Genomic DNA, 13,779 nt, shown 5'->3' with positions numbered 1-13,779 from the left:
CATCGGCAGCGATTCCGCATCCGGCCGTGGACGGCCGCCCCGGCCCGGTGTTGGGGTGAGCGCCGGCACAAGTCCGCCCAGAGGAAGGAGAGGACGTGGGTTCGCTACAGGTGCGCGCGCTGTCCGTCGGCTACGGGCCGGTCCGGGCCCTGCGCTCCGTATCGCTCGACGTGCCCGCCGGCGCGGTGGTCGTCGTACTCGGCGGGAACGGCGCCGGGAAGTCCACGTTGCTGCGCGCGGTGTCCCGGACGCTCGGCTTCCACCGGGGCGCGGTGACGGGCGGGAGCATCAGTTTCGACGGCCGGCCGCTGGACGGGCTCGGTCCGGACCGGGTGGTCGCGGCGGGAGTGGTGCAGGTGCCCGAGGGACGGCAGGTGTTCACCCGGATGACCGTCGCGGACAACCTGCGGGCCGGGGCCCTGGGTGGCCGCGCGGGGGCCCGGGCCGACACCGCCCGCTCCCTGGCCCGGGTGCACGAGCTGTTTCCCGTACTGGCGCGGCGGGCGCGGCAGCGTGCCGGGCTGCTGTCCGGCGGCGAGCAGCAGATGCTGGCCCTGGGCCGGGCCCTGATGGCCCGCCCCCGGCTGCTGCTGCTCGACGAGCCCACCCTCGGGCTGGCGCCCAGGATGGCCGCGACCATCGCGGAGACCATCACGGAGATCAACGCCTCGGGCGCCTCGGTCCTCCTCGTCGAGCAGAACGCCGCCTTGGCGCTGCGCCTGTCCTCGCACGCCTACGTCCTTGAGGTCGGCGAGGTGACCCTCGACGGCCCGGCCGCCGAACTGGCCGCCTCGGACGAGGTGCGCCGTCGCTACCTCGGCATCACGGACGAGGCCGATGCCGACGGGGCCGATCCCGTACCGGCGCCCACCGGGGTACGCCGGGAACTGCGCAGGTGGTCCGCGTGAGCTCGCCCTGGTCCCCTCCCCCCGCGCTCACCGTCACCGACGTCACCGTCCGCTTCTCCGGTCTCACCGCGCTCGACTCCGTCTCCTTCACGGTGGAGCCGGGCAGCGTCCACGCGGTCATCGGCCCCAACGGGGCGGGCAAGTCCACCTGCTTCAACGTGCTGTCCGGGGTGTACCGGGCCGCCGGCGGCAGCGTCCGGTTCGGGGACGCCGAGCTCACCGGCCTCGCCCCGCACGCCGTCGCGTGTCTCGGGGTCGCCCGTACCTTCCAGAACCTGGCGCTGCCCCCGCACACCACCGTCGCGGACAGTCTCCTGCTGGGCCGCCACCGGCTGATGCGATCCGGGTTCCTGGCCGCCGGACTGCGGCTGCCCGCCGCCGTGCGCGAGGAGCGCCGGCACCGCGAACGGGTGCGGGAGATCGCCGAGTTCATCGGTCTGGAGGGTGACCTGGCGGCGCCCGCGGGTTCCCTCCCGTACGGAAAGCAGAAGCTCGTCGAGCTGGCCCGGGCGCTGTGCATGGAGCCCAGGCTGCTGCTCCTCGACGAACCCGTCGCCGGCATGACCGCGGACGAGAGGCAGCGCACCGCCTCGGTCATAGAGGGCGTCCGGGAGGGTCTCGGCATCTCGATCGTGCTGGTCGAACACGACATGGGGGTGGTGATGCGGCTCGCGGACGCGGTGACCGTACTCGACTTCGGCAGGCGCATCGGCGGCGGGACTCCCGCCCAGGTGCAGAACGATCCCGCGGTGGTCCGCGCGTACCTCGGAGAGGAGGAACCGGCCGTATGACCACCTTCCTCGAACTGCTCCTCGGCGGGCTCTCCATCGGCTCCGTCTACGCGCTGATCGCCCTCGGCTTCGTGGTCATCTTCAAGGCGACCGAGGTGGTCAACTTCGCCCACGCCTCCCTGCTGCTCGCCGGCGGGTACGTCACCGCGACCCTGCACGACGAGCTCGGATTCTGGGGCGCCCTCCTCGCGGGCACCCTTTCGGCCGCGGCGGTGGGGGCGGCCATCGAGTTCCTGGTGATGCGGCGCTACCGGGGCCAGGACCAGAGTGTCCTGGCGATCGTCACCATCGGCGTCGACATCCTCCTCATCACCGACCTCACCCGGCGCATCGGTACCGACGTGCTGTCGCTCGGCGATCCGTGGGGTGACCGCGTCGTCCACCTCGGCCCGGTGACGGTGCCTCAGACCCGGATCGCCGCCATCCTGGCCGCCGGCCTGCTGATCACCGTCTTCCTGCTCGTGTTCCGGCACACCTCCTGGGGCGTGGCCATGCGCGCCGCCGCCGAACGGCCCGAGACGGCCGCGCTGATGGGCGTACGGCTGGGTCGGGTGTCGCTCGCGGCGTGGGCGGTTGCCGGGGCGCTGGCCGCCGTGGCCGCTCTCTTCCTGACCGTCTTTCCCACGCCCGGTCTGGAGCGGGCCACCTCCCTCGCCGCCCTCAAGGCTTTCCCGGCCGCGATCCTCGGCGGCCTCGACTCCACTTCCGGCGCCCTGGCCGGGGGGCTGATCGTCGGAGTCACCGAGGCGCTGGCCACCGGCTACCAGAGTCAGTTGGCCTTCCTGGGCCGCGGCATCGGCGACCTGGCTCCGTACCTGGTGATGGTCGTGGTCCTGCTGATCCGTCCCGCCGGACTCCTCGGCACGAAGGAGCTCACCCGTGTCTGACACCCGCAGCCCCGTGCGGCCCGCCGAGGCCGCACCACCCGGGGCGGCAGCCCGGCCGCGGCCGCTCGCCGCCCGGAACGTGTCGGTGGCGGCCGCGGTTCCGGTCCTCCTCGCGTTGCCGTTCTACCTCGACCCGTTCTGGCTGCAGGCAGGTCTGTTCGCCATCGCCGCCGCCATCGGGGCCATCGGCTTGAACCTGCTCACCGGGGCCACCGGTCAGTTGTCGATGGGGCACGCCTTCTTCCTCGCCGTCGGCGCGTACGGGTACTGCGCGCTCGCCGGGGACGGCGGTACGGCGGACGGCCACACCTTGGTCGGCCTCGGCCTGCCGAGCTGGTTCGCCGCGGTGCTGGCCGTCGTCCTCGCCGGGGCGGCGGGCGGTCTCTTCAGCCCCATCGCCGGCCGCCTGCGCGGCGCGTACCTGGGCATCGCCACCCTCGCGCTGATCTTCATCGGCCAGCATGTGCTGTTCAACGCCACCGGCCTCACCGGCGGATTCAACGGCCGTGCCGTGGAGCCGCTCTCCCTCCTCGGGTTCACCTTCGACGACACCGAGACCGTCATCGCCGCCGTCCCCTTCCACTCCGCCGAGAAGCTCTGGTACGTGGCGCTGGCCGCCCTCCTCGGCGGCGCCCTGTTCGCACGCGGGGTCCTGCGGGGCCGGCCCGGCCGCGCCATGAACGCCCTGCGCGATCACAGCACCGCCGCGGGGGTGATGGGCGTGGCGGTCGCCCGCTACCGGGCCGCCGTCTTCGTCCTGTCGTCCATGTACGCGGGGCTGGCCGGTGTACTGCTCGCCCTGGTCTTCCAGCGCACCGTCCCCGACCACTTCGGGATGGTGCTGTCCCTGGAGTACCTCGCCATGATCGTGATCGGTGGTCTGGGCACGGTCGCGGGCGCCGTCGTCGGCGCCGTCTTCGTCTCCCTGCTCCCCCAGCTGCTCACCCGCTACGGCGACGCCCTCCCGCTGGTGTCCTCCCCCGGGTCGGGCGGTGTCTCGCCGGGCGAGGCCTCCCGCTACCTCTACGGCGCGGCGGTCGTCGTGGTGGTGCTGTTCCTGCCCGGCGGCCTCACCGGCCTCGCTCGAATCGTCCGGACCCGCACCACACCCTCGAAGGAGCGAACGTGAACAGAAGAAGGCTCTCCGCCGCGGCCCTGGCGGCCACCCTCGTCCTGACCGGCGCCGCCGGATGCAGCGGCAAGGCCAAGCCCTCCGCGGGCACGGGCGGGGACAAGCCCGCCGCGGGCGGGGTCAAGGCCGGGGCCGGGGTCAGCGACACGACCATCCGCCTCGGCGCGCTCACCGACATGACCGGTGTCTACGCCTCGCTCGGCAAGAGCGTCACCCAGGCCCAACAGTTGTGGGTGAAGCAGACCAACGTGGCCGGCGGCATCTGCGGGCGCAGGATCGAGCTGACGGTGCGCGACCACGGCTACGACCCCCAGAAGGCCCTCGCGGCCTACACCGAGCTGGAGCCCTCGGTGCTGGGCTTCACCCAGTTCATCGGCTCCCCGTTCGTCGCCGCCGTCAAGCAGCGGATCGACGGCCAGGACAAGGGCCTGGTCATCCCGCAGGCCTGGTCCGCCTCGCTGCTGGGCAGTCCGTACGTCCGTACCGTGGGCGCGACGTACGACGTGGAGACCATCAACGCCGTCGGCTTCCTCCTCGACCGGAAGCGGATCGCCTCGGGCGACAGGATCGGGCACGTCTACTTCGAGGGCGACTACGGCGAGAACGCGCTGACGGGGGCCAAGGCAGCTGCCAAGGAGGCAGGGTTGACCGTCGTCGAGCAGAAGATCAAGCCGACGGACAATGACATGACGGCCCAGGTCGCCGCACTCAAGCAGGCAGGGGTCAAGGCCGTGGTGGTCAGCGCCGGCCCCCGCCAGGCCGCCTCGCTCGTCGGAGTCGCCGCGGCCGGCGGCTGGAACGTGCCGATCATCGGCAACAACTCGGCCTTCTCCCCGCAACTCCTGGCCACCCCGGCGGGCGCGGCCCTCCAGAAGGACTACTACGTGGCCTCCTCCGCCCTGCCGATCGGCTCCACGGAGGCGGGCCCGGCCGCCCTGGCGTCCGCGTACAAGGCGGAGTACCCGGGCTCGGGGCTCGACAACGGTGTGGTGGCGGGCTTCACCGCCGGGGCCCTGTACGGCGAGGTGCTGAAGAAGGCCTGCGCCGCCAAGGACCTGACGCGCGAGGGCGTCCGCGCCGCGCTGCTGAGCCTGAAGTCCTACGACAACGGCTTCGGGATCACCCACGACTTCTCGGACCCGAAGGCCCCCTCCACCCGACAGAGCGTGATCATGAAGCCCGACGCGGCGGTGCCGGGTGGCATGAAGGTGGTGAAGGAAGCGGCGGCGGCGCCCGCCGCGAAGACGTTCACGCCCGCCGTCTGAGACACCCGACGCGACGGACCCGTACGAGGCCCGCCTCCGGACGCTGCACGGCGGCCGGAGGCCCCCCTTGTCGGGGCAGACTGTCGGTCGCCCCGAGGGCTGGCTAGGGTGGAAACATGGATGATGCGCAGGACCCCTTCCCGCCCGTGGGGTTGGAGAGTGAAGAGCAGCACGTCGTCATCAGGGTCGGGGGTGAGATGGACCTGGATCGGGCGCCCATGCTGCGGGACGCCCTTCACGCGGTGATCACCCGGCCCGGCTGTCCGGCCGAGATCGTCGTGGATCTGAGCGAACTCACCTTCTGTGACTCATCCGGCCTCAATGCCCTCATCCAGTCCCGGCGCACCGCCCAGGACCACGGCCGGCACATCAGCCTGCGGGCCCCTTCCCCGCAGATCCTCCACCTGTTGGAACTCACGGGTACCGAGAACCTGTTCCCCCTCACGGACACGTGACCGTCGCGAACCCCCGGAGTCCGCAGCGGGGCCGCCGGCCCCGCATCAGTTCCCCGTGCGCCACCGGTGGTGGGGAAGGTAGCGGACGTCGAAACGCCTCCTCGGCGGCGCGGAACTCCTCGGGGGTGGGGACGCGCGGCTGTCGGGGCAGGCCGAACTCCTCGGTGGGGGCGCCGATGTTCGATTCCCCCGACATCGACCAGGGGCGGCCGTCCCCTGTGCGGCCTCCCCCTCCACCGGCGGCGATCGCCTCCGGTAGGGCATCCGGCCCCGGCGCGCCCGTCAGGGAAGGCCTGGCGGGCGCTCGTACAGGTCGCCACGGCGGGTCTCGGTGGCGGGGCCGTCAGGTGCGCCTCAGCAGTCCCACCAGTTGCTCCAGCCGCCGGACCCGGTCCAGCCCTTGCACCAGTACCCGTTGTAGGTGCCCCAGACCCTGAGGTCGATCCGGGACGACGACAGGTGGGTGACGTCCACTGCGCTCTTGGCCACTCCGCCCAGGTCGTGCCAGGGTCCCCAGCTCGCGCTGCCCGGGCTCAGCTGGTGGGAGTCGTAGACGTGGTTGTCGGTTCCGACGACGAACCACTGGTAGTGCCCGTCGGGCCACTGGACCAGCGTCGGGTCGTACTCGCAGATGTAGTAGCCCTGATGGCCCCCGACATTGATCCCGCAGGTCGAGGCGGACGCCGTCGCGGGCGCGGCGACGAGTGTGCCCACCGCCACGGCGGTGGTCAGCAGCCCGCGCAGGATCCGGCTGTGCAACTTCGGCATGATTCCCCCAGGTGGGTACGGGGTGGATGGGTGAACCAAGCCTCGCGGGGCCGCCGGCTCGGCACCACGTTTTCGTCCCTGCTTAATCGAACGCGGCGGTACGCTCGCGGTTGTGATCCAGCTTCGGTTGGGGCCGGACGACCTGGCCCGCATACGGTTCGCCCTGTCTCCCCTGGAGGAGCTGGTACACAGCGTTCCGGTACTGACCGGGAGTGGGCAGCACATGGTGCACCGGCCCTGGCGGGCCAAAGCGCTCTCGGCGGTCGCAGGCATCGATCTCCGTGTACTCGCGGATCTCACCCGGGGGCCGCGCTTCGTGGCCGACTTCCTCGCGGTCCCGCCCGAGGCGATGACCGGGCGGTTCGGCGACGAACTCGACGCGCTGGCGACCACCCCCGCCGACGACGTGGTCCGTTCACTGGAGGAGCTGAGAACCGGGCAGGGCCTGCCGGAGTCACTGCGCCCGCTCCACGAACACCCCGAGCGGGAGCTGTCCCGGCTCGTCGCGACGATGACGCTGTACTGGCGCGCGGCGATCGAACCGGTGTGGCCGCGATTACGCTCCCTCGGCGACGCCGATGTAGCCCACCGCGCCCGGCAGCTCACCTCAGGTGGACTGGACAGGGTCTTCGCGGACCTCCACCCCGAAGTCACCTACGCCTCCGGGGTGTTGAACATCGACAAACCTCACCACAACGCGGTGCGGGCCGCGTCCGGGGCCGGATTGCTCCTGGTCCCCTGCGTCTTCGCCTGGCCCCGACTCCTGGTCCTGCACAACGCACCGCAGCAACCGACACTGACCTACTCACCGCGAGGCATCGGCCAGTTGTGGTCAGCCCGGGACGACGCCCGGTCGCAGCCGCTGGCCGAGCTGATGGGCCGCAGCAGGGCGGCTCTGCTGGTCCATCTCGACCTGCCCGTGTCCACCACGCAACTCGCCGCCTACGTCGGGGTGAGCAGCGCCGCCGTCAGCCAGCACCTGGCCGTTCTGCGCCGGTGCGGCCTCGTCACCTCCCATCGCTCGGGCCGGTGGATGCTGCACCAGCGAACCGCCCTCGCGACGGAGCTCCTCCAGCCCGCCGAGGAGCCGAAGTCCCGATGACCCAAGATCATTGACCACCGATCACCGAGCACCGTTGAAAGGCACGCGATGTCGGCAGCCGTTCGCATCCAACACTCCAGCGGCGACTGGGAGTCGGTCATCTCGCTCTTCCAGGAGCTCGTCGACACGCGACGCGAGCCCGGTGGCTCACTGGCGGTCTGGCGCGACGGGGCTGCCAGCCTCGTCGTGCACGGCGGCAGCGCCGATCTCGCACGAGAAGTCCCCTGGAGCGCGGACACCCTCGTCCAGGTCTTCTCCACCGGGAAACCGCTGGTCGCGCTCGCCGCCCTGCAAGCCGTCGCCGACGGCAGCCTCGGCCTCGACGACCCCGTCACCGCGCACTGGCCCGCCTACCGGGACACTCCGGACCATCCCACGACGCTGCGCATGATCCTCAGCCACCGGTCCGGCAAGCACACCTTCTCACCCGCCGCCGCCGGGCTCGACCCCCGTGACCACGCCGCGCTCGTGCACGACCTGGAGGCCATGGAACCGTTGACCGTGCCGGGTCGGGCCATCGCGGAACACGCCTCCACCTACGGCCACCTCGTCGACGGGCTTCTCGCCGCCGTCGGCGCCCCTTCGGTCCGCGCGTACACGGAAGCCCTGTCGCGCGCCCTCGGCGTACGCCTCAGATTCGGCGTCCACTCCCACGAACTCCCCCTGGTCGCCGAACCCGAGCCCCTGGGAACCGCATGGACGGACCCCTATCTCGCGCACGAGCTCGGCCGCGCCGCCCTCCTGCGCCCCGCCGGCCTCCTCGATCCCGAGACCCTGCGCAGCCCGTCCTGGCAGCAGGCGCCCTTCGGCGCGATCGGGCTCATCACCGACGCCACCTCGCTCGCGAGCCTCTACGACGACCTCGGCCGACCCGACGGCCACATCGCCCAGGCCCTGGGCCGGGAGCTCTGGTCCGAACTGTTCAAGACCGCCGCCACCGGCACCGACGGCTTCCTGCGCGACACCGTCCGCTGGTCCCTCGGCTTCCGGATCGACGACAACGGCGAACCGGGCATGGGCGGCATCGGCGGCAGCTGCGCCTGGTACTCCCCCGCTCACGGCTACTCGCTCGGCTACGTCACGCGCGGTCTGCACACCCACGACCGCGTGACCCTGCTGGCCGACGCCGTCGAAGCCGCACTCCGCGGGGAGAACGGCGCCCGTGCCGCCCGGGAGGGCGGGGCGAGCTGATCCGCGCCGCCCGCCTCTCCGTGGGCGAGCCGATCGTGCCGCGCCACCTCTCCGGTCGCCGCCCGGAACCGGAAGGCGTGCGGGCCATCCGTCAGAACGCGTACCGGATCCTCAGCCACGGGGCGTGGGCGGCGACGAGCGTGCGCAGGGTCTCGACGGCCTCGGCCTTGACGCCGTTGCGGTAGCGGACGTTCAGGCTGCCGTTCTGGGAGCGTTTGGGCTGCTGGAGGTCCGGCCGCCACAGGGCGTCCTCGGCGCGCGGGTGCCAGCCGAGGTTGAGGTCGTGCAGGTCCTCGTTGTGCGTCAGCATGATCACCTCCGCGGCCGCCTGGTCCTTCACCGCGCGGGGCAGTACGTCGTCCATGTGCCGCAGCAGGAGGGACCAGTCCCGCTCCCAGTCGGGGCGCAGGACGACGGGTGAGAGGTTGAAGTGGACCTCGTACCCGGCTTCGAGGAAGTCGGCGGCCGCGGCGATCCGGTCCCCCACCGGGCTGGTGCGGATGTCGAGCAGTGTGGAGTCCCCCTGTGGCATGACGGAGAACCGCACCCGGGTACGGCCGCGCGGGTCCAGCAGGAGGAGGTCCGGGTTGACGAACTTGGTGGCGAAGGAGGCTTTGGCGGATGGCCGGCGGGCGAAGGATCGGACCAGGTCGGCGACGTTGTCGCTGATCAGGGCGTCGACGGAACAGTCGCTGTTCTCGCCGATGTCGTAGACCCACGCGGTCGGGTCGCACTGGTTGGCCTCGGTCTTGGGGCCGAGGCGCGCCACGTGCCGGGAGAGGTGGGCGATGATGCGCTCGATGTTGGTGAAGACGGTGATCGGGTTGGCGTAGCCCTTGCGGCGCGGGACGTAGCAGTAGGCACAGGCCATGGCGCAGCCGTTGGCCGGCCCGGGGGCGATCCAGTCCGCCGAGCGGCCGTTGGGACGGGTGGTGAGTGTCTTCTTCTCCCCCAGGACCAGGGTCTCGCTCTTGATCCGGACCCAGCGGTCGACGTTCCCCTCGTTCCCGTGGAGCTCCGGGATCCCCCAGTGCGAGGCGACGGGAACGACCTCGGCGTCCGGGAAGCGGGCGAGGATCTGCCTGCCGCGCGGGGAGGCGGCCGCAGCGGGCTCGGCGTGGATGGCCCGTACGGACAGCAGCCGGCGCGCGGCCGGGGAGTCGCGGAACAGCGGGCCCGCGTCCGCCGGACGGTGCCTCTCCTGCCCCGTGTCGATGTCCTCCAGGGCGAACAGGGCGTCCGCGTCGTCCGTGTGCTCGTCCGGTCGGCCCGTGTGCGGCTGGGCGGCCATGCGCGTCTCCTGCGGGGTCTTCGCGGTCGGCCCGTGAGGGCTGCGGGAGGGGGAAGGGAAAGCCGGGTGGCGTGCTCGCGAGACGGCCTCCCTGCCGTTCCACTGTAGGCGGCGGTATGCCGGTGGGACACGCCCCCGGGGCGCTCAGGGCGGGGTGTCGCCCGTGTCCCGGTGGGCCTGGAGGACCTGCGCCAGGTCGCCCAGTCGGTCCAGCCCGCGCACGGCCTGCGCCATGCGGGGGTTGCCCTCCAGCCGTGCGCGGTGGCGGTTCAGGAAGGACCAGTAGCCGACGGTGTAGGGGCAGGCCCGGTCGCCGGTGCGGTCGGCGGGTCGGTACCGGCAGCCCGCGCACAGGTCGCTCATCCGGTGGATGTAGGCGCCGCCCGAGGTGTACGGCTTGGTGGTCATCAGCCCGCCGTCCGCGTACTGCGACATGCCCACCACGTTGGGCAGCATCACCCAGTCGTAGCCGTCGACGAAGCACCGGTGGAACCAGTCCGTCACCTCGGCCGGGTCCCAGCCCCGTTGCAGGGCGTGGCTGCCGAGGACCATCAGTCGGGGGATGTGGTGCGTCCACCCCGTGTCACGGACCTGCGCCAGCACGGTGGACAGGCATCGGGCCCCGAGCGCGTCCGCGTCCAGCTCCGTGAACCAGGCGGGCAGCGGAGCGGTGTGGCGCAGTTCGTTCCGGTGCCGGTAGTCCTCGCCGAGGTGCCAGTACAGGTTCCACACGTACTCGCGCCAGCCGCAGACCTGGCGGACGAACCCCTCCGCGCTGTTGAGCGGGACGTGTCCGGACCGCCAGGCGTCCTCGGCCCGGCTCACGCACTCCCACGGGTCGAGGAGCCCGAGGTTCAGGGAGGAGGACAGCAGGCTGTGGCTCATCACGGGGTCGGCCGCAAGCATGGCGTCCTCGTGCGCACCGAAACCGGCGAGGCGGTGCGTGACGAAGTGGTCGAGCGCGGCCAGTGCCTCGCGGCGGCTCGCGGGGAAGAGGCGCGGGCCGTCGCGGCCCACGAAGGTGATGCCTTCCTCGCGTTCCCAGCGGTCCAGGTCCCGCCGGACTCCTTCGTCGATCTCGTCCTCGCGGGGCCGGTACGGCGGCGGTGCCCCCAGGGTGGTCTCGCCGCGAGGCGGTGGTTCGCGGTTCTCGTGGTCCAGGTTCCAGCGACCGCCCGCCGGCCGGTCGCCGTCCATGAGGATGTCGTGGGTGCGCCGGGTGTGTTCGTACAGGTTCTCCTGGAGCAGCCGCCGCCCCTTCTGCCGCGCCGCCCACTCGGCGAATTCCCGGTGTCCGACGAGGAACCCGCGGGCCGGGTGGACCGTGACCTGCGGCAGCGATTCCACCAGGGCGAGGGCGGCCCGGGACGTGGGGTGGTGCACGGAGACGGGTGCGTCGCCCACGGCCCGCGCCAGGCCTTCGCGGTACGTCTCCGCCTCGATGTACTGTGCGCTCCCACCGAGGTCGGCCGCCCGGTGCCGCATGGCGCTGAGGACCAGGTGGGCCTTGGCCCGGTGGAACCGGCGACGGCGGAAGACCGCCCGGGATTCGATCAGCAGCCACCGGGTGTTCCTCGGCGTCCCGCCGGCGGCGGTGGCGGTGAAGTGCGGGCCGAGCTGGTCGCCGAACAACCAGTGCACTGGACTCATGGCCGCATCCAACCAATGGTGCCGGAGTCCGGAGCGAGTGACACGGCCGCCTCACACCGCTCGAACACGCTTTCACACAACGCGCTTCGTCCCGGCGTGGGCGAACCGTTGGATCGGTCAGCCGTGCCGGCGGCGCAGGAACACGAAGGTGGCGAGCGTCGCGACGACGGCGAGGGCCAACAGGATTCCGGTCTCGACCAGTTGCAGCGGCCAGAAGTGCGACTCGGGATGGAATCGGAGTCGAGTGGTGTCGAGACCGGAGACGTCCCAGCCGTATCCGCCCCGAGCGGGCCCGTCGGCGGCAGACCAGAACCGCGGGCGCAGCATGACGAGGGCCGCCATCACCGCCCCGATGACAGCCAACGCCGCGGCCATCGCGGGCAGTGTGCGCCCGATCAGCAGCCCGGCCAAGGCGCCGACGGCGATCCCGAAGAGCGCGTAGCCCACCGCCACCGGGCCGATCGTCGCGTAGACGGGGATGTCGTACCACTGGATCGGATACCAGATGTCCAGCGTGCCCCGCCGGATCCAGGCCGCCAGCACGACGAACGCGGGCAGCACGAGGAGTACGGCTGCGATCGGCACCACGAACTTGGCGGCGAGCCAGCGGGCGGGACTGACCGACTGGGTCCACTGGAACCGGTAGGTGCCGGATTCGAGCTCGCGCCCGATCAGCGGTCCCGCGACGAACGCACCGAGGAGCAGGGGCAGCGCGTTCACGGCCAGCGCGATGAAGAAGAACATCTTGTTGACGTACAGGCTGCGGGAGAGGAAGCCGCGGACTTGGATGCCGCAGCCGCGCACCGTGTTCTCCACCTCGCAGCCGCTCGCGGCGAGGTCCTCGGCCAGTGACCGGACGTACCAGCGGCCCGCGGGCAGGGCGATGGCGGCGATCAGCACCACGGCCAGGGCGCCCCACAACACACGGCGGTGCAGGCCGGCGGTGACCCGGACGGGGCCACGCAGATCGAAGAGCGTCATGCCGCCACCTCCACGGCCGGGGTGAGCAACGGTGGGGCGTCCGGGGCGCGCAGATGGGCGAGCAGCAGTTCCTCCAGGGTGGGTTCGACGGCCTGCCAGCCGTCCGTGCCGGTGCCGACCGGTCCTCGCGGCCTGATCAGGGCGGTGAGTTGGCGCCCGGTGGTTCGCGTGGTGACCACGGTGTGCGGGCCCAGGTCACGGACCGGGCCGGTCACCAGCGTGTGGGCGTGCAGGAGGTCATCGACCGAGCCGCCGAGCCGGACGCGCCCGCCGTCGATCAGGAACAGGTGGTCGCAGGCGTCCTCCAGCTCGGAGAGGATGTGCGAGGACATCACCACGGTGGTGCCGTGCTCGCCGGCCGTCGCCAGCAGGGTGCCCATCAGCTCACGGCGGGCGAGCGGGTCCACATCGGACAGCGGTTCGTCCAGGAGCAGCAGCGCGGGGCGCTTGCCGAGGGCCAAGGCCAGGGCGACCCGGGAGCGCTGTCCCCCGGACAGGGCGCGGACGCGCCGGGAAGGGTCCAGGTCACCGGCCTCCACCACCGCTCCCGCTGCAGCCGCGTCCCAGCGGCCGGGATTGAGGTCCGCACCCATGCGCAGGGTCTCGCCGATCGTCAACTGAGGGTAGAGGGGCTTCCCTTGTGCGACGTACGCGATGTCCTCGCGGACCGGGGTCCGGACGGTGCCCTCGGTGGGCCTCAGCACGCCCGCGGCCAAGGCCAGCAGGGTGGACTTGCCGGCCCCGTTGGGGCCGACCAGGGCGCATATGCGACCGGCGGGGAGTCGTAAGGAGCAGTCCCGCAGGGCCCAGCCGCCGCGCCGCCGGAACCTCCGCCCGAGACCGTGCGCTTCGATGGCTGCCGTCATTCCTCGTCCCCCTGGTCCGGTTCTCTGTGGTTCTGGTTCTGACTCTGGGTCTGTTTCTGGCTCTGGGTCTGTTTCTGGGTCGGTTCGCCGGCGGCCGGTGGGCCGTCCTCCGGTTCGCCGTCGGATCCGCCGAGCACGGAGGTGAACAGCGCGGTGATGTCGTCGTGCTCCAGCCCCGCCCGCCGGGCCCGCGCCAGCCACTGGGCCAGCTCCGTGCGCAGCGCGCCGTCGGCGGCTCCGCCGTCGCCCAGCGTCCGGCGCACGAAGGTACCCATCCCTCGGCGGCCCTCCACCAGCCCCTCGCGTTCGAGTTCCCGGTACGCCTTGAGCACGGTGTTGGGATTGATGGCGAGGGCTTCGACCACCTCACGGGCGGTGGGCAGCCGATCTCCGGGCTCCAACAGCCCGAGGCGGAGGGCCTGTTTGGTCTGCTGCACGATCTGGAGATAGGTGGCGACACCACTGCGCCGGTCGATGCGGTAATCGACCACC

14 protein-coding genes are annotated in these 13,779 nt (G+C 71.9%); 8 read left to right on the top strand and 6 right to left on the bottom strand.

Annotated elements, in window-relative coordinates:
• Positions 1-95: 95 nt before the first annotated feature.
• The 6 genes from OG906_RS32895 to OG906_RS32870 all read left to right on the top strand — a co-directional run bounded on the left by OG906_RS32895 (position 96) and on the right by OG906_RS32870 (position 5,438).
• Entirely contained in the window at positions 96-908 is an 813-nt protein-coding gene (locus tag OG906_RS32895; protein ID WP_329447677.1) for an ABC transporter ATP-binding protein, read from the top strand.
• Complete coding sequence (locus OG906_RS32890) at positions 896-1,699, top strand: ABC transporter ATP-binding protein (RefSeq protein ID WP_402301073.1); 804 nt, start codon at positions 896-898, stop codon at positions 1,697-1,699. Before OG906_RS32895 ends, OG906_RS32890 begins: the two co-directional genes overlap by 13 nt.
• Positions 1,696-2,586 (top strand): branched-chain amino acid ABC transporter permease, encoded by an 891-nt coding sequence (locus tag OG906_RS32885; protein WP_329447675.1) that lies wholly within the window; start codon positions 1,696-1,698, stop codon positions 2,584-2,586. The genes OG906_RS32890 and OG906_RS32885 overlap by 4 nt, the downstream gene beginning before the upstream one ends.
• Positions 2,579-3,715, top strand: a complete 1,137-nt coding sequence (locus OG906_RS32880; RefSeq protein ID WP_329447674.1) for a branched-chain amino acid ABC transporter permease — start codon at positions 2,579-2,581, stop codon at positions 3,713-3,715. Before OG906_RS32885 ends, OG906_RS32880 begins: the two co-directional genes overlap by 8 nt.
• Positions 3,712-4,983 (top strand): ABC transporter substrate-binding protein, encoded by a 1,272-nt coding sequence (locus OG906_RS32875; RefSeq protein ID WP_329447673.1) that lies wholly within the window; start codon positions 3,712-3,714, stop codon positions 4,981-4,983. The genes OG906_RS32880 and OG906_RS32875 overlap by 4 nt, the downstream gene beginning before the upstream one ends.
• Positions 4,984-5,099: 116 nt before the next feature.
• The gene (locus OG906_RS32870) at positions 5,100-5,438 is read left to right on the top strand and encodes an STAS domain-containing protein (RefSeq protein ID WP_329447672.1); all 339 of its coding nucleotides are present in this window, start codon (positions 5,100-5,102) and stop codon (positions 5,436-5,438) included.
• Between the two features lie 354 nt (positions 5,439-5,792).
• Here the strand turns inward: OG906_RS32870 and OG906_RS32865 are convergent, their stop codons facing one another.
• Positions 5,793-6,206, bottom strand: a complete 414-nt coding sequence (locus OG906_RS32865; RefSeq protein WP_329447671.1) for a hypothetical protein — start codon at positions 6,204-6,206, stop codon at positions 5,793-5,795.
• A gap of 112 nt (positions 6,207-6,318) precedes the next feature.
• On the opposite strand from OG906_RS32865, the gene OG906_RS32860 reads away from it, so the two are divergent.
• Entirely contained in the window at positions 6,319-7,308 is a 990-nt protein-coding gene (locus OG906_RS32860) for an ArsR/SmtB family transcription factor (RefSeq protein WP_329447670.1), read from the top strand.
• A gap of 48 nt (positions 7,309-7,356) precedes the next feature.
• Positions 7,357-8,499: a serine hydrolase domain-containing protein gene (locus OG906_RS32855; RefSeq protein ID WP_329447669.1), complete on the top strand. Its 1,143-nt coding sequence runs from the start codon at positions 7,357-7,359 to the stop codon at positions 8,497-8,499.
• 91 nt (positions 8,500-8,590) lie between these two features.
• Here OG906_RS32855 and OG906_RS32850 read toward each other — a convergent pair whose 3' ends face one another.
• From OG906_RS32850 to OG906_RS32830, 5 genes are all read right to left on the bottom strand, one after another.
• On the bottom strand, positions 8,591-9,790 hold the full coding sequence (locus OG906_RS32850) for a spore photoproduct lyase family protein (protein ID WP_329447668.1): 1,200 nt from the start codon (positions 9,788-9,790) through the stop codon (positions 8,591-8,593).
• A 144-nt stretch (positions 9,791-9,934) separates the two neighbouring features.
• On the bottom strand, positions 9,935-11,440 hold the full coding sequence (locus OG906_RS32845; RefSeq protein ID WP_329447667.1) for a cryptochrome/photolyase family protein: 1,506 nt from the start codon (positions 11,438-11,440) through the stop codon (positions 9,935-9,937).
• Positions 11,441-11,557: 117 nt separating this feature from the next.
• Positions 11,558-12,421 carry a hypothetical protein gene (locus OG906_RS32840; RefSeq protein ID WP_329447666.1) on the bottom strand — a complete coding sequence of 288 codons (864 nt, stop codon included), beginning with the start codon at positions 12,419-12,421 and terminating at the stop codon, positions 11,558-11,560.
• Positions 12,418-13,287, bottom strand: coding sequence for an ABC transporter ATP-binding protein (locus OG906_RS32835; RefSeq protein WP_329447665.1), 870 nt, complete (start codon positions 13,285-13,287; stop codon positions 12,418-12,420). Before OG906_RS32835 ends, OG906_RS32840 begins: the two co-directional genes overlap by 4 nt.
• Positions 13,284-13,778, bottom strand: coding sequence for a GntR family transcriptional regulator (locus tag OG906_RS32830; protein ID WP_329447664.1), 495 nt, complete (start codon positions 13,776-13,778; stop codon positions 13,284-13,286). Before OG906_RS32830 ends, OG906_RS32835 begins: the two co-directional genes overlap by 4 nt.
• Position 13,779 lies beyond the last annotated feature (1 nt).

It is taken from the genome of Streptomyces sp. NBC_01426 (assembly GCF_036231985.1).
Taxonomy (GTDB): domain Bacteria; phylum Actinomycetota; class Actinomycetes; order Streptomycetales; family Streptomycetaceae; genus Streptomyces.
The sequence above is the reverse complement of the archived record's forward strand: the minus strand, read 5'-3'. Positions and strand labels throughout refer to the sequence as shown.